18 protein-coding genes and 1 riboswitch are annotated in these 20,542 nt (G+C 67.2%); of the genes, 11 read left to right on the forward strand and 7 right to left on the reverse strand.

The genetic code is table 11. The features are described 5' to 3' along the window. Position 1 precedes the first annotated feature (1 nt). The 3 genes from LAJ19_RS17880 to LAJ19_RS17890 form a co-directional block, all read right to left on the reverse strand. Positions 2 to 190, reverse strand: coding sequence for a hypothetical protein (locus LAJ19_RS17880; protein WP_225524188.1), 189 nt, complete (start codon positions 188 to 190; stop codon positions 2 to 4). Further along, positions 187 to 1,137 carry an ABC transporter substrate-binding protein gene (locus tag LAJ19_RS17885; protein ID WP_225524189.1) on the reverse strand — a complete coding sequence of 317 codons (951 nt, stop codon included), beginning with the start codon at positions 1,135 to 1,137 and terminating at the stop codon, positions 187 to 189. Before LAJ19_RS17885 ends, LAJ19_RS17880 begins: the two co-directional genes overlap by 4 nt. A gap of 108 nt (positions 1,138 to 1,245) precedes the next feature. Then, the gene (locus LAJ19_RS17890) at positions 1,246 to 1,848 is read right to left on the reverse strand and encodes a biliverdin-producing heme oxygenase (RefSeq protein WP_225524365.1); all 603 of its coding nucleotides are present in this window, start codon (positions 1,846 to 1,848) and stop codon (positions 1,246 to 1,248) included. 361 nt (positions 1,849 to 2,209) lie between these two features. Continuing rightward, positions 2,210 to 2,284, forward strand: a riboswitch (cyclic di-GMP riboswitch). Positions 2,285 to 2,296: 12 nt separating this feature from the next. Here LAJ19_RS17890 and LAJ19_RS17895 point away from each other — a divergent pair. The 4 genes from LAJ19_RS17895 (at position 2,297) to LAJ19_RS17910 (ending at position 6,378) form a co-directional block, all read left to right on the forward strand. Continuing rightward, positions 2,297 to 3,043 carry a glycoside hydrolase family 16 protein gene (locus LAJ19_RS17895; RefSeq protein WP_225524190.1) on the forward strand — a complete coding sequence of 249 codons (747 nt, stop codon included), beginning with the start codon at positions 2,297 to 2,299 and terminating at the stop codon, positions 3,041 to 3,043. A gap of 304 nt (positions 3,044 to 3,347) precedes the next feature. After that, a complete protein-coding gene (locus tag LAJ19_RS17900) occupies positions 3,348 to 4,160 on the forward strand; it encodes a hypothetical protein (protein ID WP_225524191.1) in 813 nt (270 codons plus the stop codon). Beyond that, entirely contained in the window at positions 4,157 to 5,431 is a 1,275-nt protein-coding gene (locus LAJ19_RS17905; RefSeq protein WP_225524192.1) for a glycosyltransferase family 2 protein, read from the forward strand. The genes LAJ19_RS17900 and LAJ19_RS17905 overlap by 4 nt, the downstream gene beginning before the upstream one ends. Beyond that, on the forward strand, positions 5,428 to 6,378 hold the full coding sequence (locus LAJ19_RS17910) for a glycoside hydrolase family 26 protein (protein WP_225524193.1): 951 nt from the start codon (positions 5,428 to 5,430) through the stop codon (positions 6,376 to 6,378). The genes LAJ19_RS17905 and LAJ19_RS17910 overlap by 4 nt, the downstream gene beginning before the upstream one ends. 84 nt (positions 6,379 to 6,462) lie before the next feature. Here LAJ19_RS17910 and LAJ19_RS17915 read toward each other — a convergent pair whose 3' ends face one another. After that, a complete protein-coding gene (locus LAJ19_RS17915; RefSeq protein WP_432804259.1) occupies positions 6,463 to 7,437 on the reverse strand; it encodes a sugar-binding transcriptional regulator in 975 nt (324 codons plus the stop codon). 198 nt (positions 7,438 to 7,635) lie between these two features. On the opposite strand from LAJ19_RS17915, the gene LAJ19_RS17920 reads away from it, so the two are divergent. From LAJ19_RS17920 to LAJ19_RS17930, 3 genes are all read left to right on the forward strand, one after another. Beyond that, the gene (locus LAJ19_RS17920) at positions 7,636 to 8,466 is read left to right on the forward strand and encodes an MIP/aquaporin family protein (protein WP_225524195.1); all 831 of its coding nucleotides are present in this window, start codon (positions 7,636 to 7,638) and stop codon (positions 8,464 to 8,466) included. Between the two features lie 70 nt (positions 8,467 to 8,536). Beyond that, positions 8,537 to 10,036, forward strand: coding sequence for a glycerol kinase GlpK (glpK, locus tag LAJ19_RS17925; RefSeq protein WP_225524196.1), 1,500 nt, complete (start codon positions 8,537 to 8,539; stop codon positions 10,034 to 10,036). A gap of 178 nt (positions 10,037 to 10,214) precedes the next feature. Next, the gene (locus LAJ19_RS17930) at positions 10,215 to 11,774 is read left to right on the forward strand and encodes a glycerol-3-phosphate dehydrogenase/oxidase (protein WP_225524197.1); all 1,560 of its coding nucleotides are present in this window, start codon (positions 10,215 to 10,217) and stop codon (positions 11,772 to 11,774) included. A 307-nt stretch (positions 11,775 to 12,081) separates the two neighbouring features. Here LAJ19_RS17930 and LAJ19_RS17935 read toward each other — a convergent pair whose 3' ends face one another. From LAJ19_RS17935 to LAJ19_RS17945, 3 genes are all read right to left on the reverse strand, one after another. Then, a complete protein-coding gene (locus tag LAJ19_RS17935) occupies positions 12,082 to 14,073 on the reverse strand; it encodes a sugar nucleotide-binding protein (RefSeq protein ID WP_225524198.1) in 1,992 nt (663 codons plus the stop codon). Beyond that, a complete protein-coding gene (locus tag LAJ19_RS21870) occupies positions 14,051 to 14,530 on the reverse strand; it encodes a hypothetical protein (RefSeq protein ID WP_285892313.1) in 480 nt (159 codons plus the stop codon). The genes LAJ19_RS17935 and LAJ19_RS21870 overlap by 23 nt, the downstream gene beginning before the upstream one ends. 134 nt (positions 14,531 to 14,664) lie before the next feature. Then, the gene (locus tag LAJ19_RS17945; RefSeq protein WP_225524199.1) at positions 14,665 to 15,924 is read right to left on the reverse strand and encodes a sensor histidine kinase; all 1,260 of its coding nucleotides are present in this window, start codon (positions 15,922 to 15,924) and stop codon (positions 14,665 to 14,667) included. A 476-nt stretch (positions 15,925 to 16,400) separates the two neighbouring features. Here LAJ19_RS17945 and LAJ19_RS17950 point away from each other — a divergent pair, with 476 nt between their 5' ends. Genes LAJ19_RS17950 through LAJ19_RS17965 form a run of 4 tightly spaced genes read left to right on the forward strand, consistent with a single transcriptional unit; the run spans position 16,401 to position 20,179 of the window. Further along, positions 16,401 to 17,594: a glycosyltransferase family 1 protein gene (locus tag LAJ19_RS17950; protein ID WP_225524200.1), complete on the forward strand. Its 1,194-nt coding sequence runs from the start codon at positions 16,401 to 16,403 to the stop codon at positions 17,592 to 17,594. Beyond that, positions 17,587 to 18,708, forward strand: a complete 1,122-nt coding sequence (gene glf, locus LAJ19_RS17955; protein WP_225524201.1) for a UDP-galactopyranose mutase — start codon at positions 17,587 to 17,589, stop codon at positions 18,706 to 18,708. Before LAJ19_RS17950 ends, glf begins: the two co-directional genes overlap by 8 nt. After that, the gene (locus tag LAJ19_RS17960; protein ID WP_225524202.1) at positions 18,705 to 19,568 is read left to right on the forward strand and encodes an FRG domain-containing protein; all 864 of its coding nucleotides are present in this window, start codon (positions 18,705 to 18,707) and stop codon (positions 19,566 to 19,568) included. The genes glf and LAJ19_RS17960 overlap by 4 nt, the downstream gene beginning before the upstream one ends. Next, positions 19,565 to 20,179, forward strand: a complete 615-nt coding sequence (locus tag LAJ19_RS17965) for a DUF6766 family protein (RefSeq protein WP_225524203.1) — start codon at positions 19,565 to 19,567, stop codon at positions 20,177 to 20,179. The genes LAJ19_RS17960 and LAJ19_RS17965 overlap by 4 nt, the downstream gene beginning before the upstream one ends. The last annotated feature ends 363 nt before the right edge of the window (positions 20,180 to 20,542 follow it).

Raw genomic sequence — 20,542 nt, forward strand, 5'->3', positions numbered from 1 at the left:
GTCAGTGCCGTCCCAGCAGGGCGCTGAGCGGGTTGCCGGGGGTCCAGGTGCGGTCGTTCAGGGCGTCCGCCCGGCCCGCCGTCACGAACGGCAGCTGCTGCCACGGGGCGTGCGCGCCGGTCTGCGCGCGGCATTTGTGCGCGTGGGCGCCACCCGGCGTCAGCAGCGCCAGGGGGGTCGGGCGCGTCACTTCATTTTCTCCAGAATCAGTTTCGTCAGGGCGGCGCTGTCACGCAGGGAGACCAGCGGGCCGGACCATGGGCTGATCGCTTCGGGGCTGTACACCACGGCGCGGTCTTTCAGGCGCTGACCGACCGGGCTTTGCAGGAAGGCGTCCGCGCCGTTGTACTGCCCGCCGGGCGGGAAGACGATGACCAGGGTGTCTTTGCCCAGGCCGAGCAGGGCTTCGTCACTGATCACCGAGGCGACGCCCAGTGTGGAGGCGCTGGCTTTCAGGCCGTCTTTGAAGCCCAGGGCGCGCACGTCCTCGATCAGGCGGGTTTTGGTGTACAGGTAGTTCGTGCCGCCCTGGAAGGGGGAGACCACGACGGCCTTGGGGTACTTGCGGAACACGCCGGCGGCCTGCAGCGTGCGGGCGCCGGCGCGGTTGGTGTCGGCCACCTGCTTGATGAGTTTCTCTGCCTGTTCCTGCCGGCCGAACACGCGGGCCAGGTCGCGCAGGTTGCTTTTCCAGTAGCCGGCGCGGTCCTCGCGGTACCCGACCGTGGGGGCGATGCGGCTGAGCTTGTCGTAGTTACCGTTGCCGTTCCAGGTGAGGCGCACGATCAGGTCGGGTTTGAGGCTCAGGATGGTTTCCAGGTTCGGTTGAATCCAGTTGCCCACGAAGCGGGCGCCGCTGAGGTTGCCGCGCGCGAGGAAGGTGCCCCGGATGCGCTCGGGTTTCAGGTGCCCGTCGGCGGTGAGGTCCGTCGGGGCGATCATGGAGCTGCCGATGCCCACGATGCGGTCGCTCAGGCCCAGCGCGTAGATCCACCCCAGCGCTTCTTCGTCCAGGACCACGAGGCGCCTGGCATCGGCCTTGATCTGTGTCGTGCCTTCGTCGTGCTTGAGGGTAAGGGTCTGGGCGAGGGCGCTGCTGCACAGGAGCAGGCTGCTGAGGAGGGCGGTGCGTTTCATGCGGCTCACCCTAATTAAGCTGACTGGATTAGTCAAGTTTAAACGGCCCAGCTCGACGGGGGCGATGGACCTCCAGAGAGGGGCGCTCAGTGCGCGCGTCGCGCTGGCTCAGAACGATCCGGCCGCGTCCTGCGCTGACAGGGTTTCAAACAGAATGAACGTCTGCTGCGCCGCCCTCACCGCGTCGTGCACAAACCGCGCCGGATCCTCGGCTGCGTTGTAGCGGCTTTCGAGCAGCCTCCCAAACGTCCGCCACCGCGGTCCGACCGGCTGCCCATCACTGCCGTAAAAGTGCAGCGCCGCGTCCGGAAACCCCGCGGCGCGCAGGTGCCGGCTCACAACCTGACCGCCCAGCGCCGAGCCTTCAAGCACGTACGCTGCGCCCCACGCTGCCGCCTCGCTCGTCACGTGGTCGCCTCCGTGCGGCAGGGGCGGCGTCACACGGTGCCCCAGCGCCACGAGATCACGCTGCAGTCCCGGCAGGCGGGACTGGGTGGACACCGCCAGCGCCGCCCAGCCGTCGGGGGACAGGGCCGCCCGCAGCCTCCCGGCAATCACCGGCTCCAGCGCGCTGTGCAGTGCGCAGTTCACGCCCAGCACTGCCGCGTACCGCTCCGGCGTGAGGCCGGGAGTCATCAGGTTGACGGCGCGTTCGGCGCGCTGATGATGCCGCGTGGTCTGTTCTTTCAGCGCGCCCAGGACGGACGGCATCACCGGACCCGTTCAGCCTGGCAGAAGCCGGCCCGGCCCGGCCCGGTGCCCACTGGACCACAAGCGCTGGCCGCAGGCCGCGGAGGAAAGCAGGGCAGGGTGCAGGTCATGGACCTGCTCAGCCTAGCAGTGCCCACCAGTCTGATGGCACGCCGTGAAGGGCGCATGAACATCAGGACCGCTGCCCTTGCCGGCACGGTATGAATAGCAGAGCCCTCCTGGTCGTGCTTTCGCTCACCAGTGGTACCGGAAGTGAGCCTCGGGCGCAGACCCGTCTCCAAGGGCGGTGAGAATCCTGACAGAACAGATGTGATTCTCTTCATGTCAGGTTCAGGCTTCGTGCGTGAAGCGCTGCTCCTCCACCGGAAAAAGGCAAACCCGTCGCAAGGCGGGGACGCAAAGTCACGGGGCCCACAGGGTCGGCCGGACCACCACAAGGAGAAGGACCATGCTACGCCGAAGCCTCCTGACTGCTCTGTTTGCCCTCAGCCTCCCGGTGTCCGCGGGACACGCCGCGCCCGGCCCCTGGGTGGAGTCCTTCACCCAGGGCACCCTGGACCGCTGGGTGGTGTCCAACTGGCGGGGCTTCTGGGCCGGTGGAACGCTCGACGGTGCATTCAGCGCCCAGAACGTGAAGGTGCTGCAGGGCGGGCAACTGCAGCTGCGCCTGAAAGTGCAGCGCTGCGGCGGCCGCTGGTGCGCGCAGGCCGCAGCGCTGCAGTCACGGCAGAAGTTCGGTTTCGGACGCTACACGGTGAGAATGCGCGCCGCGAGTGACAGTGGGGATCCCCGCCGTGCGGGCCGGGCGCGCCCGGGCAACATCAGTGCGGCCTTCAGCTTCCTGGACGACAGCCGCACTGAGATTGACGTGGAGATCGAAGGGCACCGTTCACGGCAGATCAATACGGCGGCCTGGCAGGGACTGGAACGCAAGTCGTTCGCGCTCGTCACCCATCCGCAGGGCACCGACCTCGCGACCGGCTTTCACACGTACACCTGGGACTGGCAGCGGGATCACCTGGCCTTCTCGGTAGATGGCCGCGAGGTGTGGCGCACGCGGGAGCACGTTCCGCAGGATCCGGCGCACCTGATGCTCAATGTGTGGCCTACCGACGATTCGAAGTGGGGTGGGCAGGCCACCCCGGGCGAGGTGTTCATGCTGGTGGACGAAGTGAAATTTGAGCCTTCACTGTAAATTTCTCATTTTTATCATTAAGATTGCAGCTATTCCACATCCATTCGGGTCTCTTTTTCATCATGCACCCACGATGAAACGCGCCAGCAACCCTGAAATCACCTGAAAGGGCCTGGACACCACCCGCGAATTCTGCGACTACACCGACACTAACCTGCTCTTTAGACCATGGAGGCGCACCCGTTTGGGGGCACTGAGCTCCGGGTGCGCCCGTTATCGTACCGACACAGGCGCGCCTGCACACCACTGAACTTCTAGTGGTGCCAGTCGCCGTCCAATTCCCGTACAGAACCCACAGGAGACTATGGAACTGCTGTTTGCATTACGGCTGCGGCTGACAATTTTCGCACTACTGACCGGCGCAGCCCTGATGCTCGCCTGGCCAGCGAGCTCCACCCTGGCGGCCCTGCTGGTCGCCCTCACCGCCGCCGGTCCCTGGCTGCCCTGGACCTGGAGCTGGCTTGCCGGCGTCGTCGTGGCCGGCCTGTGGACCGTGACCCGCCTGGATGCCGGCGCGGCCGACCTCACCACCTTTGGCGGGGCCGCCCTGCTGCTCCTCGCCGCCTGGACGGCCCGGCAGGTCATCCTGCCCGCCGTGGGCGCCCACCGTATGCTGCGCGCCCAGGGCGCCCTGCTCTCCGGCAGCAGCGCCGAACACCCGGTCACGGGTCTGCCGAACCTCGCCCTGGCCCGCCTGAGTCACCGCATGCTGCGCGCCTCCTACGTGCGCCGCGGCACCGCCGGTACCCTGCTGGGCGTCACCGTCCTGAACCACGAACCCCTGGCCGCCATGCTGGAACCCGGCGAGCTCGACGCCGCCCAGCGCCGCCTGTCCGATCAGCTGCTCACGCAGCTGCGCGCCAGCGACTGGGTGTTCCACGTGCAGGAAGACCGGTTCCTCGTGTACGCCGAAACGGAACCCGGTCATGAACTGGCCCTGGCGCGCCGTGTGGCCGGGCAGCTGCACGTACCGCGCCTGGAGATCTGCGTTCAGATCAACCCGCTGGCCGAAACCGCCAGCTTCGAAGAAGCCATGGACACCCTGTTCGCGTCTGCGCCGGTCACTGCGGAACTCCCGGCCAACGGCAGCCCCCCCACCGTTCCGCCGCAGCCGTGACTGCTCTCGACGCGGTGCTGATATTCCTGCTGGTGCTGCTGCTGCTGCGCGGCGCACTGGTTATTATTCTGGCCGCCGCGCACGTCCTGCGTCCCCGCCCCGAGAACGCTGAACTCCCCGAAGTCACCGTCATGATCGCGGCCTACAACGAGGAGGTGGGGCTGGAACGCACCGTGCAGTCCGTCCTCGCCGACCCGAGCGCGCACGTGTCCGTCATCGTCGTGGACGACGGCTCACGTGACGCCACACCCCGCATCGGCGCCCGCCTCGCCGCCGAGGACCCCCGCGTGACGTTCATCACGCAGCCCAACGGCGGCAAATCCAGCGCCCTGAACACGGCGCTGCCCTACGTCACGACTGAAGTCGTCGTGAGCGTGGACGCGGACTCAGCCATCGCGCCGGGCACGCTGGGTGCGCTGGCGGCAAACTTTCTCGATCCGAAGGTCGGGGCCGCCGCCGGCGACGTGCGCGTGGCCGGACAGGCCGGCTGGCTGTCGATGTTCCAGCACGTCGAATACGTCACCGGGCAGCACCTCGACAAGCGTGCGCAGGACATGCTGGGCATCATCACAGTCGTGCCGGGCGCCGCGGGCGCCTACCGCACCAGCCTGCTGCGTGAAATCGGTGGGTACAGCAGCGACACCCTCACCGAGGACATGGATCTCACGATCGCGATTGCCGAGCGCCGGTACCGCGTGGTGTTCGAGCCGCGGGCCGTGGGCTTCACGGAACCGCCCCTGCTCCTGAAGCACCTGTGGCGTCAGCGCCTGCGCTGGATGTACGGCACCTTCCAGGTGATGGGCAAGTACCGCCACCTGTTCCTGCGGCCGGGCGCCGGGCGCCTGGGCCTGCTGGCCCTGCCGTACGTGCTGGTCTACGGGTTCATGCTGGGCATCCTGGCGCCCCTCATGGACGTCATGATCATCGGCTACCTGGTGCGTGGTGAACTGGACGACGTCACGCGCCTGGCGCTGCTCAACGTCGTCACGGACGTCAGTCTGGCCACCGTAGCGCTGCTGCTGGGCCGCGTGCGCGTCTGGACTGCCCTCCTCACGCCCGCTCAGCGCCTCTACTACCGCGGGTTCGTGGCGATGGTGGTGATCATGACCAGCCTGTCCTTCCTGCGCCGGCGCCGCGTCCGGTGGAACAAACTGCCCCGCGTGGGCCTGGCAGGCAGTGACGCCGCAGCACTGAGCCCATTGCCTGTCTTGGACGGCAATGAGAAGCTGGTACGCGTGACGATTCCCGAACCTCTCAAGGAAGCTCAGTGACGGGACGCCTCCGGGCGGCCCCTCAGCTGGCTCTCCCCGCCCTCCGCCTGCCCCTGACCGGCGCCCTGCTGTGCGCCGCATTCGGAACGTCCAGTGCCCTGGGGGCCACCTGCGGCCCGTTCGGCATCACGCTCCCCCAGCAGATCCGCGCGCTCACGGACCTGGAACGCCAGCTGGGCTGTCAGTTCCAGTCGGTCCGCTGGTACCAGGACTGGAACACCGCGTACAACGCCGCGTACGCCAGGGACGTGGCGCGCGGGCGCCGCGCGCTGGAAATCAGCTGGCAGCCGCAGGTGCGGGTAAACGGCAACCTGCGCGGCATTCCGTTCAGGGAGATCGCCGCGGGGAAACACGACGCCGTGGCACGGCAACTGGCGCGCGACATCCGCCGGGCGCGCCGGCCCGTGACCATCACGTTCGCGCCGGAAATGAACGGCAACTGGAGCGTGTACCAGTTGAACACCAAAAACACCGCCTCGGACTTCCGGGCGGCCTGGAAGCACCTGCACGCGCTGTTCAAACAGGAGCGCGCGCCGGTTCGCTGGGCGTTCGTGCCGAACATCCTGTTCCCGCAGACGCGTGCCACGTACCGCACCCTGTACCCCGGCGACGCCTTCGTGGATGAGGTGGGTCTCGACGGGTACAACTGGGGCACCACGAATCCCTGGAACCGCTGGAAGTCCTTCGACGACACCTTCAGCCGCTCCTACAAGGAACTGGCTGCCGTCACGCGCAAACCGATGCAGCTGGGGGAAGTGGGCAGCGTCGAACGCGGCGGGAACAAAGCCGCCTGGATCGGAAACATGTGCCGCGCCCTGCCCCGCTATCCCCGGCTCGTCCGGCTGTTCTGGTTCCACCTGAACGTGGACGGCGTAGACTGGCGCGTGAACACGAGCGACGCCGCCCTGAAGGCGTTCCGCACCTGCGCGCAGAGCTTCCGGAGATAGGCGGCGCAACCACAAACCCGGCGGGAGAGGTGGGGTTTACCGGCGTCTGGTGGGGCCGCGTCGCCCTTCACTGCCGGGGCGTGATCAGCTGAGGAGCGCGCGGGCCGTGACCTCATCCACGACCAGGGTGTTCATCAGTTCTCCCGCCAGCGCCGCGCGCAGCGCCTGCACCTTGCCCAGGCCACTGACGACGCACACCGCGTGCGTCACCTGCCGGGTCAGCGCCAGATCCGGGCCGCTGCTGCGCGCATTGATGGGCAGCCCGTGGAAGCTGCCGTCAGCCCGGAAGAATACCGTGGCGATATCACCTGCGACGCCCTGGGCGCGCAGCTGCGCCTCGTCCGTCTCGTCAAGGTACCCGGCGGCGTACACGTGGCTGGGCACCAGCGCGGCGGCGGCGCCCACCGAGTACAGCAGGACGTCGGCGCGCGCCTGAAGGTCCAGGACGTGCCGCACGCTGCGTTCGCGCCACATGGCCTCGCGGGTGGCGGGGTCGTCGAAGAAGGTGGGAACGGGAAACAGGTGGGCGCGCGCGCCGTAGTTCGCGGCAAACCGGGTGATCGTGTCCGTCACGAAGCCGCTCATGAAGTCCAGGGCGTTGGCGCTGCCGTTAAGCTGCACAACCTGCAGGTTGGTTATCGGCCGCGGCGTGAGGGCGCGGGAGACGGCGTCCAGGGTGGTGCCCCAGGCGAGGCCGACCGTCTGCCCGGGCCGCAGCAGCTGCTCAAGCAGGCGCGCAGCGGCCACGGCGACGCGGTCCAGCCAGATATTCTCGGGGCTGCCGGGCGGCACGCGGACCACCTGCGGCCGCAGGAACGGGTACCGGGCGCTCAGCTGGGCTTCCAGGCTCTGCGGCTGCGCCTGCGGGTCATGAATGCGGATCTCGACGAGGCCAGTCCGCCGGGCGAGCGTCAGCAGCCGGCTGACTTTCGGGCGGGACAGCCCGAGTTCCCGGGCGATGGCGTCCGTGGTGAGGCCCTGGTGGTAGTAGAGCCGGGCGACCTGCACGGCCTGCGCGGCCGTGTCGTCCGTGGTGGAGTCAGTCACAGCATCGAGCATATCGTCCAGGCTGTGGACCGTCTGAAGCCCGGGTGCAGCCATCACTTGAACAGATGTTCAAAGTCTATTGACATTCGTTCAGAGGTTGGGGAAGATGGCCGTATCAACAACCCAGGCTGCGGCGTCAGGCCGCTCACATTCGCCCGGTCGCCAGGCGGCGTCACCGCGCCTGCGACCCCTGTCTCAAAGGAGTTGCATATGACATTCAAACCGTCCCAGGAATTCATGGCTGAGCTGCTCGGCACGCTGGTGCTTATTCTCTTCGGTTGCGGGGTCGTGGCCATGGTCGTGCTGTTTCAGAACACCAACCCCGCCATCCCCGGACAGATCGTCAACGGCGGGTATACCAACATCACTCTCGGTTGGGGCTTCGCGGTCCTGATGGGCATCTTTATTGCCGGGACCATCAGCGGCGCTCACCTGAACCCGGCGGTCACGGTGGCCCTCGCCCTCACCGGCCGTTTCCCCTGGTCGAAAGCCCCACACTACATCGCCGGGCAGTTCATCGGCGCTTTCCTGGGGGCGGCCATCGTGTTCGCGGTGTACCACGCCAAATGGCTCGGGTTCGACCCTGAGCTGGCGAACACCGCCGGCATCTTCAGCACCTTCCCCGCTGTGCCCGGCTTCTGGTCAGGCTTCATCGACCAGGTGGTGGGAACCGCGCTGCTGATGGCCCTGATCCTGGCCATCGGAGACAAGCTGAACAATCCTGCCGGAGCCGCCTGGGGCGCCCTGGCAGTGGCGTTCGTGGTCATGGCGATCGGCATCAGCTTCGGGGGGATGCACGGGTACGCGATCAATCCTGCCCGTGACCTGGGGCCCCGCCTGTTCGCGCTGGTCGCTGGATTCCGCAACACTGGTTTCGAGAATGGCGTGTGGCTGGTTCCGGTGGTTGGCCCCATCGTCGGCGCCATTGTGGGCGCGCTGATCTACGACACCTTTATTGGCAAGCCCCTGCTGCGCGCGGGGGAAGCCACCCACGGCCTGCAGGGGACCGACCCTGCCTATAACGTCAATCACCAGAGCTGAGGGCCGCGCAGCGCCCACCAGTCGTTTTCAATTCCCGATTCAGCAGCTCCCCTAAGCACAGGAGACCACCATGACCCAGCCGAAGTTCATCCTTGCACTTGACCAGGGCACCACCAGCAGCCGCGCCATCGTGTTTGATCACGCCGGAGACATCAAGGCAGTCGGCCAGAAGGAATTCCGTCAGATCTTTCCCCGCCCCGGCTGGGTCGAGCACGACGCCACCGAAATCTGGAGCACCCAGATCGGCGTGGCGCAGGAGGCCTTGTCCAAGGCGGGTATCCGAGCTTCAGATCTTGCAGCCATCGGTATCACGAACCAGCGTGAAACCACGCTGATCTGGGACCGTCACACCGGCAAACCCATTCACCACGCGATCGTGTGGCAGGACCGGCGCACGGCGCCCTACTGCGACGAGATCCGCGCGGAGCACGAAAGTACCTTCCAGCGCAAGACGGGCCTGGTGCTCGACGCGTACTTCAGCGGCACCAAGGTGAGGTGGCTGCTCGACAACGTGGAGGGGGCCCGCGAGCGTGCTGAACGGGGCGAACTGGCGTTCGGCACCATCGACTCCTGGCTCGTGTACAACCTGACGGGCGGCGAGCTGCACATCACAGATGCGACGAACGCCAGCCGTACGCTGCTGTACAACATCCACACCGGTGAGTGGGACGATGAACTGCTGGCAATCCTGAACGTGCCGCGCAGCGTGCTGCCCGAGGTGCGGAATTCCTCCGAGGTGTACGGTCAGACCGCCGAGGGGCTTCTGGGCGCGCGCGTGCCGATCGCCGGGATTGGTGGCGATCAGCAGGCAGCAACCTTCGGGCAGGCGTGCCTTGAAAAAGGCATGGCGAAGAACACCTACGGCACCGGCTGCTTCATGCTGATGAATACCGCGCAGGAAGCTGTGCCCAGCCAGAACAAGCTGCTGACCACCGTGGCCTGGCAGCTGAACGGTGAACGCACGTACGCGCTGGAGGGCAGCGTGTTCATCGCCGGTGCCGTGGTGCAGTGGCTGCGTGACGGGCTGGGCATCATTCGGGACAGCAGCGAGGTTGAGGCGCTCGCCCGCAGCGTCGAGAGCAGTGAGGGCGTGATGCTGGTCCCGGCGTTCGTGGGCCTGGGGGCACCCTACTGGGACAGTTATGCGCGTGGCACCATGGTGGGCATCACGCGCGGCACGACGCGCGCCCACATTGCACGTGCGGCGCTGGAAAGCGTCGCGTTCCAGTCTGCCGAGCTGCTTGAAGCGATGCAGAAGGATGCCGGGGCGCCACTCAAGGAACTGCGTGTCGACGGGGGCGCCAGCAACAACGACCTGATGATGCAGTTCCAGGCGGACATCCTGGGCGTGCCGGTCGTGCGGCCCAAGGTCACGGAGACGACCGCGCTGGGAGCGGCCTATCTGGCGGGTCTGGCGGTGGGCTTCTGGCAGAGTGCCGCAGAGATTGCGGCGCAGTGGCAGGAAGGCAAGCGGTTCGAGCCGCAGATGAAAGCCGACGAGCGTGAGCAGCTGATGACCCGTTGGAAGAAGGCGGTCAGCCGCGCCCGGGACTGGGAAGACGCCCGCTGACATGATCCTGCGGGGCGCGCCGCTGCAGCAGAGGAGACTGTGCTGCAGCGGCGCGCCCTATGAAGTCAGGCGGCTTCGCCCAGCGGAAGAAAATTCTGTAGTCCACTCCACTGAACGTATGTTCAATATGGTAGAACATACGTTCAGCTGTTTCATCTCCACTCAGGATGGTTCACCCATGACGACGATCCAGCCCGACCCCCGCGCCGCCACCGTTCAGGCCGCCACCGCCCCCCAGACCTGGGACCTCCTCGTGATCGGGGGCGGCGCCTCTGGTCTCGGCACCGCCCTGGAAGCCGCCACACGCGGCTACCGCACCCTGCTGCTCGAAGCGCACGACTACGCCAAAGGCACCAGCAGCCGCTCCACCAAACTCGTGCACGGGGGCGTGCGCTACCTGGCACAGGGCAATGTCTCCCTGGTCCGCGAGGCGCTGCATGAACGCGGTCTCCTCAAGCAGAACGCCCCACATCTCGTGCATGATCTGGGCTTCCTGATCGCCGCGTACAAATGGTGGGCCGCGCCCTTCTACGGCATCGGTCTGAAACTCTATGACCTGCTCGCCGGCCGACTGAACCTCAAAGCCAGCCGGTACGTGAACGCCACCCAGGCCCTGCACCGCACCCCCACCCTCAAACGCCAGGGCCTCAAGGGCGGCATCCTCTACTTCGACGGTCAGTTCGACGACGCCCGCCTCGCCATCACCCTGCTGCGCTCCCTGCACAACCACGGCGGCGTCGCCCTGAACCACGCGCCCGTCGTGGGCCTTATCAAGGAAAACGGCCGCGTGGTCGGCGCTCGCTTCCAGGACACCGAAACTAGCCAAGTGCACGAGGTGCGGGCCCGGGCCGTCGTGAACGCGACCGGCGTGTTCGTCGACGACATCCGGCGCATGGAGAACAGCAGCGTCAAACCGATGCTCTCCCCCAGCCAGGGCGTGCACGTGGTGGTCGACCGTCACTTCCTGCCCGGGGACAGCGCCATCATGGTACCCCGCACCGACGACGGCCGCGTCCTGTTCGCTGTGCCCTGGCATGACCACGTGGTTATCGGCACCACCGACACCCCCGTGCCGGACACCAGCCTCGAACCCCGCGCGCTGAACGAAGAGGTCGACTTCATCCTGCGCACCGCCGCGCAGTACCTGACCCCTGCCCCCACCCGCGCCGACGTCCGTAGCGTCTACGCCGGCCTGCGTCCCCTCGTCAAGGCGGCCGAAGGGACCGACACCAAGAGCCTGTCACGCGATCACGTGATCCGCATCAGTGACGGCGGCCTGATCACCCTTACCGGCGGCAAGTGGACCACCTACCGCCGCATGGGCGAGGACACCGTCAACCGCGCCGCCGCCCAGGCGGGGCTGCCCACCCGGCTGAGCCTCACCGCGGGCCTGAAACTGCACGGCGCCACCACCCAGAGCCTGCCGGACCACTGGCAGGTGTACGGCACGGACGCCGAGCGCATCCAGGCGCTGCCGGGCGCCCAGACCCCTCTGCACCCGGCGCTGCCGTATACCGAAGCGGAGGTCCGCTGGGCGGCCCGCCACGAGCAGGCCCGGACCGTGGAAGACGTGCTCTCCCGGCGGCTACGCGCGCTGCTGCTGCATGCCCGCGCCAGTATCGAGGCTGCACCCCGCACCGCCGCCCTGCTGGCCGACGAACTTGGCCGCGACCAGGCGTGGCAGGACGCTCAGGTCCGCGAGTACACGGCGCTCGCCGAGGGCTACCTGCTGAACTGAAGGGCGGCGGCCTGGGGCCTCCACTGTGACCGGTAGAGGCCCCGTCGGTTGTCTGGCAGGTTAAGCCCCCCACGTACGTGGCCGGGACCGCACGCCACCCACTCGTTCTCTCCGGCACGCTGACCAGGAACCGTTGCCGCTGACACGGCACCCGCCGGGCCACCCGACGACCCCGCCTCTCCAGGGGCACGCGAGAAGTGAACGCGCTCGCGGCCTTCACGCCACCCCTCAGGCCAGCGGACCGGCGCTGCAGGTGAGACAACAGGCAGGTCCGGCCGCGGGATCAGCGGCCCGCCCCCCGCGCTGCTCAGACCAGCGCCACTTCGGCCGGATCGCGCAGGTGGGGCAGGTTGCCGTACGGGTTTCCCAGCAGCTGGCCACGCACTGTTCCCAGCGAGAACGACCATGCGCCGCGCTCGCCGTCATCCGTGAACGGCAGCATCACAGTGTCCTCCGCCAGGTGCCAGACGCCGGTCTCACCGTCCACCAGCACGTCCAGAGCGCAGCGGATCAGGTCCTCCCGACGCACCGGGGTGACCATCACGGCGTCGTCGCTCTGCCTGGAGGTCATGACAGCCTCGGGGGTCGGGCCGGCCCGCACGATAAGGGTGTCCGGGCACAGCTGCTGCGTCAGACGTTCCACGCGCAGCAGCTGCTGGCCGCGCCGCGTGGACGGAACTGGCGTGTCGGTTTCCGTCCAGGTGTGCCCGGGTGTGCCGGCGAACACCAGCGGTGAGGAGAACACCAGCAGAGGGATCTTCAGGACCGCGCACAGCGCCGCCACCTGCCGCGCCGCCCGTATGGAAACGGCACTGGTGCACAGCGCCGCGGCCCAGGGCCGCTCCGGGCGGACGGCCTGCGCCAGGCTCTGGGGGGTCCAGCGCGGCAGATGCGTGTGCCGCAGGCCGCGCACGTCACAGGCGCGCCGCAGCGGACCTGTGAGCGGCCCACGCCCCAGCACCAGCAGGGGCGGCCCGGTGGGTTCCTCACCTTCAACGGGACCCGCTGGTGTGTACAGCAGGCGCTCGGGCCGGGCCCACCAGCCCACGCCCCGGGCGAGCACCGGCACCGGCGTGCCGTGCGCCAGGGCCTGCGCCAGGCGGGCCATGGCCGTCGGGCGGGGGCAGGCGCCGCGAATGTCGAACAGGCCGCTTTCGTAGTGCCCGTCCCGCCGGGTCAGCAGACTGTGCCACTCGAACGCGCCGTACGCCGCCCAGACCGTCACGGCGCGGACATCAGCGCCGGCAGCGTGCGCGGCCACCGCGCCCTGCCACGCGCCGTGCAGCCAGCGCATCTGCTCCTCACGGGTGCAGTGCAGCTGCACTTCCGTGATCGCCATGGGCAGCCCGTACCGCTCGTGGGCTTCTATAAGCCGGGCACCTGGCCCGCCGTGCCGGGCACCCATCACCCGGACGGCTTCCACGTCTGCGTAGCGTTGCCTGTGATTCCCGCCGTGCGTGCGTTCCGGGTAGCGGTCGAGGTGTTCATCCAGGAACCGTTCGCTAGTGACGTACACGTTCAGGCCCAGGAGGTCCGGCGGGCACGGCCGCTCGACGAACCAGCGCAGGTCCTCCTCGGTGGCCCCGACTGACAGCAGGTAGCGGTACATGGGGTGGCGGTCGTCCACGCGGCCCAGCAGCAGGTCGAAACTCAGCCAGCGGCGCTCGTTCTCAAAGGCAGCCTGGTCCTGCAGGGCCGGCGTGCTGAACACCCGCCCGAGGTCCTCGGTCTGCACGAGCTGCGCTGCGGGCTGCACCTCCCGGATGGCGTCCATGCTCAGGACGGTGGCCATCAGCTGGTGTTTCAGCGCCGTCCACCAGCTGCGCGGGTCACGGGCGTGTGGGTGCCACACGCCGTACAGCGCGCTGAAACGGGCGGTGGTAAGGGGTTCGTTCACAGGCGTATACGCCTGGACCTGGGGGTAGCGCTCTGCCACGCTGCGCGCGAAGGACACGAGCCCGGAAACGAACGCCGGGTCCAGCAGGTGAATGGGGGCGGGCCCGCCCCCGTGATGAACAAGGCCCACGATGGCGTCCACGCCGCGGGCCTCCAGGCGCGCCAGGGCGTGGTCACTCCAGGCCCAGTCCGGTGGACGGTGCGGCGCGGTGCGTTCCCACAGCACCGGCAGCCTTACCCCGCGGATGCCCAGGTCAGCGAGCCGGTCCATGTCGCCGGACCGGGCTGCGCAGCCGCTCAGGGCCAGCTGATCCAGGTGCAGGTCGCCGGCGCGGCTGACCGTGGCTTCCAGTCCAGCCCACAGGACTGGACGGCCACGATCAGCGCCGCGTGCTGCGTCCACCACTCAGGCCGGCAAGTCCGGCCAGGCCGAGGAAGCCCAGGATGCCCCAGGGAAACGGGTTGCCGCGCGTGTCCTCCGACGGCGAAGGCGCGGCGTCGGTGTTGTTGCTGGTGGTGGCGGCGTCAATGCCGGTCGAGTCCGTCTCAGGCGACTGCGTGCCGGTGGCGTCGGTGCCGGTGGCCGTGGTGGCGCCGCCGGTCGCGTCTCCACTGGAGGACTCGTCGGTGCTGTCGGCGCCGATGGATTCGGTGTCCTCGGCACCGTCCTCGCCGGTGCCGCCGGTGTCCGGCTCGGTGGCGGTACTGCTGGTGTCGGTACTGTTGGTGTCCGCGCCGGTGGAGTCGGTTCCAGTGGCTGTGTTCGTGGTGGTCGAGGTTTCCGTGCCGGGTGTGGCAGGGTCAGTCTGCGCGGCGGCGGCGCCGAGCAGCAGGGTGACGGTCAGGGCCAGTGCTTTCACGATGTGCCTCCTTGTCCCGCGAGTATTGAGCTGCAGGTCTGCTGCAGCATGAAGCACATCGGTTCGGTTCCACAGCCTCCTTGTGTACCATCACAAAAAAATGTGAAGCTCATCTCAAGGTTCGCGGCCCGAATCTAGAAGGTGGGTGAGGATGATTTAGGCAGCGCCACCCAGAAGCGGGCCCCTTCGCCTTCCTTACCTTCGGCCCAGACGCGTCCACCATGGCGCAGGACGCCCCGTTTGACGTGGGCGAGGCCGAGTCCCAGACCGGGGTAGTCGGCGGCCGGATGAAGGCGCTCAAAGATGGTGAACAGGCGGTCTTTCTGCCGCATGTTGAATCCGGCGCCGTTGTCGGCCACGCCAATCACGTGTTCGGTTGCCGTTTCGCGGACGAGGATGCTGATGGTGGCGGGGTTCCGGCCGGCGGTGAATTTAGCTGCGTTGTCGAGCAACTGCGTGAAGATCAGGGTCAGGATGCGGCTGTCCCCTGTGACGTCCGGGAGGGGGTCCTGCGTCCAGATGACCGGGCGGCCTGCCAGCGTGGGCTGACTCCGTTTGCGGACGTCCTGCATGAGCCGTTCGAGATTCACCGGTTGAAAACGGGCCCGCTGGCGGCCGACGCGGAAGTACGTCGAGAGGGCGTTCATGAGTCGGTTCATCTGCTCCACGCTGCTCAGCACGGCGGCGGTGTCCTGGGGGTCGTACTGTTCAGTGAGGCGCTGGGCGTGCTCCGCAGCGCGGCGCAGGGGCGTCTGCAGGCCGCGGGTCACGGCGTGAACGAAGGACTCGAGCTCCCCGTTGAGATGCATAACCTGCGCGGTGCGCTGCTGCACGCGGTCTTCCAGACTGCGGTTCAGGTCGCTGATGGTGCGCTGCGCTGCGTGAAGAGCGCTGATGTCGGTCAGGGTGATACGCACGAGGCGTGGTTCGGAGTGCGCGAGGGCCTCTCCGTCTACCTGCACTGTCGTCACGTCGGCCGCGCCCAGCAGTTCCAGTTCGACCCGGGCGCCGCCCTGCGGGTTGTCCAGAGCGCGGCGCAGGAACGTCGCGAAGCTGGTCCGGGAGCGTTCGGCCACAGACATGGCGAAGCGCCGGCCCATCAGACGGGTGAGGGGCAGCTGGAGCAGCTGCGCGGCGGCGTGGTTGGCATTCAGGATGACGCCCTGCTCATTGATGACGCAGTAGCCCACTGGGGCGTGGTCGTACAGGTCCTGATAAAGGTGGCAGCGCTCCTGAAGCTCCTTATTCGCGCGCTGCAGTTCCAGCAGCTGTGCTGAAAGTGACAGGTGGTGCAGGTCCTGCCCTTGGGAGGGAAGCGGGAAAGCGCTGAGTGGCGTATGGGTGTCCGGAAGGTCGTCCGCAGGGGTGGGGTGGGGGGGGTGGTCAGGATCCACTCAGGTCTCCGGGAGGTCGGGGCGCACGCAGAGGGGCACAGGGCAGTGTCAGCGGAGCGGCAGGTTGAGGATGAACCGGGCTGAGCAGCTCTCCACAGGCAGCTTCGTGCGTTTGACGGCCGACTAAATGAGGTCTGAATAAAGGTAAATAAACAAAAGTGATCGTAGAAATGAGCTCATTATTGGCAAAATTTCATTAAATCTGAAAAATCCTCATATAAAGGGAACGGCTCTGAAAATAGCTGGAGTGCCGTTGTGACAAATGCGACAAAAAGTCGTGATACGCAGCGAATTGCACACAATCTGCCCTCTTTTCAGACTGCACTTTCCATGTGAATTGCATAAATCCGACTTCACCAGATTCTGTCGTGGGGCATGCTAACGCTGAGGAAGTCGGAAAACATCGTCTGGAACGCGGGATTTATATTCAGGGCCTCACCGTGTGTACGTCCGGAGTGTGAAAGGAGAGTGCCGCTATGTCCCCAACCTCGCCGACTCCAACCAATGAACCGGCTCTGATCGTCCTGTCCCACCTGCGCTGGTCCTTCGTGTTCCAGCGTCCCCAACACCTGATGACCCGCGCCGCCCGCACACGCCGCGTATTTTTTGTTGAAGAGCCCCACTTCGGCCCCGGTCCGGACCGCCTGAACCTTCAGCACACGCCCAGCGGTGTGCTCGTGTGCACCCCCCACCTGGAAGAAGGCCACAGTGCCGACGTCTCCCAGGCCCGCACCGCGAACCTGCTCTCCGCGCTCGTCACGGCCGAAGGGCTCGGCACCTACGACCTGTGGGTGTACGCCCCCATGGAATGGCCGGTGGCCGCGCAGCTGCGTCCCCGCCTCGTCATCTACGACTGCATGGATGAACTGGCGAACTTCGCCGGCGCCTCCCCAGTCCTGCCCGCCCGTGAGGCGCAGGTCATGGCCCGCGCAGACGTGGTGTTCACCGGCGGGCACCGCCTGTACCAGTCCAAGGCGCTCAAGCACAGCAACGTGCATCCCTTCCCCTCCAGCGTGGATGTCGCCCATTTCAGCCGCGCCCGCCAGAACCTCCCGGACCCCGCCGACCAGCGCGACCTGCCTTTCCCGCGCCTCGGGTTTGCCGGCGTGATCGACGAACGGCTCGACCGTGACCTGCTGGCCGCCACGGCCGCCCGGCACCCCGACTGCCAGTTCGTGATGCTGGGACCCGTCGTGAAGATCAACCCGGCTGACCTGCCGCAGCGCGACAACATTCACTACCTCGGCATGAAGGACTACGCGGACCTGCCGGCCTACATGGCGCACTGGAACGCCGCACTGATGCCCTTCGCGCGCAACGCCGCCACGGAATTCATCAGCCCGACCAAAACGCCCGAGTACCTCTCCGCCGGGCTGGACGTGATCTCCACCGGGATTCACGACGTGGTCCGCCCATACGGTGAGCGCGGCCTGGTCCGCATCGCCGACGGTGCCGACGCCTTCGCTCAGGCCTGCGCCGACGCCCTGCACGAACAGCGCGCCAAGAACCGCGAGTGGCGCACCCGTGTGGACTCGTTCCTGGCCGACCTGTCCTGGGACCACACCTGGCAGGGCATGCAGGAACAACTGCGCCGCGCAGCCCGTGCCCGCGCCGCGCGCCCCGCCACCCGCGCCGCGCCGCAACCCACCGCTGGAGCGGCACATGACTGACCGCCCACAGAGCGAGCCCTTCGACTTTCTCATCGTGGGCGCCGGCTTCGCCGGCGCGGTGCTTGCCGAGCGTTTCGCGCGTGACGCAGGCGCCCGCGTCCTGATCGTCGACCGCCGACCCCACATCGGCGGCAACGCCTACGACTGCCACGACGACGCAGGCGTCCTGATCCACCCGTACGGCCCGCACATCTTTCACACTAACAGCAAGGACGTGCTGGATTACCTTTCACAGTTTACGGCGTGGCGCCCCTACCAGCACCGCGTGCTGGCCAGCGTGGACGGCCAGCTGCTGCCGCTCCCAATCAACCTGGACACCGTCAACCGCCTGTACGGCCTGAATCTTACGTCCAACGAACTCGACTCGTACTTCGCGTCCGTCGCGGAGGACGTCGGCGCAGTACGCACCAGCGAGGACGTGGTGGTCGGCAAGGTCGGCCGTGACCTGTACAACAAGTTCTTCCGCGGGTACACCCGCAAGCAGTGGGGCCTGGACCCCAGCGAACTCGACGCGTCCGTGACCGCCCGCGTCCCGACCCGCACCAACCGCGACGACCGGTACTTCACCGACACGTACCAGATGATGCCGCTGCACGGGTACACCCGCATGTTCCAGCGCATGCTCGACCACCCGAACATCAAGGTCATGCTGAACACCGACTACCGCGAGATCCAGGACCTCGTGCCCTGGCGGCACATGATCTACACCGGGCCGGTCGACGCGTACTTCGACTACTGCTACGGCCGGCTGCCGTACCGCAGCCTGGAGTTCGTGCATGAAACGCACGACACCCCGCAGTTCCAGGCGGTCGGCACCGTGAACCACCCGAACGACTACGCCTTCACGCGCGTCAGCGAGTTCAAACACATCACCGGGCAGCAGCACAGCAAAACCAGTGTGGTGTACGAGTTCCCCACCGACAGCGGCGACCCGTACTACCCCGTGCCCCGCCCGGAGAACGCGGAACTGTACTCCCAGTACGAAGCACTGACCCGCGACCGGCGCAACGTGACCTTCGTGGGCCGCCTCGCCACCTACCGTTACTACAACATGGACCAGGTGGTCGCGCAGGCCCTCGCCACCTACCGCCGCATGAGGGCCGTCCCGGCATGACCCCCCCCGGCGGCGCCGATGCGCCCGCCAGTGTCACCCCGGACACCTGGCTGGAACTGCTCGACGCGCTGCAGCATCAATCCTGGAACCCGGCGCTGCGCCGCTTCCGCTCCCCGTACGTGTTCCGGGGGCAGGGGCGGGCAGCGCCGCTCACCACCAGCCTGCAGCGCCTCACGCCGCAGGCCAGCGAGCTGGAACGGCACGTGGTGCGCGCCTTCCGCAAATACGCGCTGGGAACCAGCGCCCCGCAGGATTCCGTGTGGGCGTGGCTGGCCCTGGGCCAGCACCACGGGTTGCCCACCCGCCTCCTGGACTGGACGTACTCACCGCTCGTGGCCCTGCACTTTGCCACCCTCAGCCTGCGCGACGCTGACCAGGACGGCGTGATCTGGATGCTGGACCACGCCCGCATCCGCGACACGCTTCCGGCGAACCTTCAGGACGTCCTGGAACGTGAGGGCAGCACCGTGTTCACCAGTGACCTCCTGACCCTTCTCTCCGCGCAGCATGCCCGGGACACCGACCTGCCCTTTGACCGTGAGATGGGTTGGCTGACCTCACTGAGCCCCGATCGGCCCTTCCTGATGTTCCTGGAGCCCCCGTCCCTGGACGCCCGCGTGATCGCCCAGGCCGCGCTGTTCTCGCTGCTCTCGCACACCGTCGCGTCACTCGAGGACTGGATCACTGCCCACCCGGACACGGCGCGGCAGGTGGTGGTGCCGGCCGCGCTGAAAGCCGAGGTGCGCGACCGCCTGGACCAGATGAACATCACCGAACGGACGCTGTTTCCCGACCTGGGCGGCCTGAGCGCCTGGCTGGCCCGCTACTACCGCGCGGCGCCCGAGGAGGACATCCCATGAAACGCTTCTGGCGGGACAACGGCCTGTCAACCGTGCTGCTGGCGTTCTTCGTGGTGTTCTGGGCTGCGCAGTTCCTCACCGGGTGGCACGTGCACAATGGCGAGCTCAAAGACGCTGGCCAGCACACCCTCTCAGCGCTGGACTACTTGCTCAGCTCGCATTTCTGGGCTGCCACCGCTGAAAACTGGGAGAGTGAATTCCTTCAGATGGCCGCTTACGTGGTCCTGACCATTCATCTGCGTCAGCGGGGCTCTGCCGAGTCCAACCCATACACGGACGACCCGGACGCCGACCCCCCTGAAACCGGCGGCAGCTTCTGGCGCCGCAACGGCCTGAGCCTCACCCTCACCACCCTGTTCGTGAGCGCCATGGCGCTGCACCTCGTCGGTTCCTGGCGGTCACACAATGCCGAACGCCTCAGCCACGGTGAGGCCACGCAGTCCCTGGCGACGTTCATCGGGCAGCCCGACTTCTGGTTCGAGTCCTTCCAGAACTGGCAGAGTGAGTTTCTCGCGGTGGTCACCCTGGTAGTGCTCACCATCAAACTCCGGCAGGTAGGGTCCTCCCAGTCCAAGCAGCTGTCCGATCCGGACAGCAAAACCGGATCGTAAGACCAGCGGAATTCATCAGCTTCGAGAGGCGACGTGATCCTTCATACCAGCCCCGGGCGACCTTTATTCACTCCCCCGCCCTCCTCCTGCTCCCCTGGACAGGACCGGTCAGGAGCGGTGCGGTTGAGCCTCCCACCACCGTGCTGGGCGCAGCTGTGTCCCGCCCAGCACAAGGCAGCCTGAACTTTTGAGGACGGCCTGCCCATTGAAGACGCATCTTGCCGAAGCGCAACTGCACGGCGCAGCCCTGGCCTTCCTGGCCTCGCACGGTGACCGGGCTGACAAGGGCAAGGGCGACCCATCAGCCGCCTCGAGACCTGAAGGTCTATCGAAGCCCATGACAGGAGGAGCTGGTCGCCGTGC

This window comes from Deinococcus taeanensis (assembly GCF_020229735.1).
GTDB lineage: Bacteria > Deinococcota > Deinococci > Deinococcales > Deinococcaceae > Deinococcus > Deinococcus taeanensis.

Excerpts from the sequence above, each read along its gene's own strand:
- LAJ19_RS17915 (WP_432804259.1), bottom strand. The coding sequence starts at position 7,437 with ATGCTCGATGCTGTGACTGACTCCACCACGGACGACACGGCCGCGCAG.
- LAJ19_RS17930 (WP_225524197.1), top strand. The coding sequence starts at position 10,215 with ATGACGACGATCCAGCCCGACCCCCGCGCCGCCACCGTTCAGGCCGCC.
- glf (WP_225524201.1), top strand. The coding sequence starts at position 17,587 with ATGACTGACCGCCCACAGAGCGAGCCCTTCGACTTTCTCATCGTGGGC.
- LAJ19_RS17895 (WP_225524190.1), top strand. The coding sequence starts at position 2,297 with ATGCTACGCCGAAGCCTCCTGACTGCTCTGTTTGCCCTCAGCCTCCCG.
- LAJ19_RS17900 (WP_225524191.1), top strand. The coding sequence starts at position 3,348 with ATGGAACTGCTGTTTGCATTACGGCTGCGGCTGACAATTTTCGCACTA.
- LAJ19_RS17960 (WP_225524202.1), top strand. The coding sequence starts at position 18,705 with ATGACCCCCCCCGGCGGCGCCGATGCGCCCGCCAGTGTCACCCCGGAC.
- LAJ19_RS17950 (WP_225524200.1), top strand. The coding sequence starts at position 16,401 with ATGTCCCCAACCTCGCCGACTCCAACCAATGAACCGGCTCTGATCGTC.
- LAJ19_RS17920 (WP_225524195.1), top strand. The coding sequence starts at position 7,636 with ATGACATTCAAACCGTCCCAGGAATTCATGGCTGAGCTGCTCGGCACG.
- LAJ19_RS17890 (WP_225524365.1), bottom strand. The coding sequence starts at position 1,848 with ATGCCGTCCGTCCTGGGCGCGCTGAAAGAACAGACCACGCGGCATCAT.
- LAJ19_RS17885 (WP_225524189.1), bottom strand. The coding sequence starts at position 1,137 with ATGAAACGCACCGCCCTCCTCAGCAGCCTGCTCCTGTGCAGCAGCGCC.
- glpK (WP_225524196.1), top strand. The coding sequence starts at position 8,537 with ATGACCCAGCCGAAGTTCATCCTTGCACTTGACCAGGGCACCACCAGC.
- LAJ19_RS17965 (WP_225524203.1), top strand. The coding sequence starts at position 19,565 with ATGAAACGCTTCTGGCGGGACAACGGCCTGTCAACCGTGCTGCTGGCG.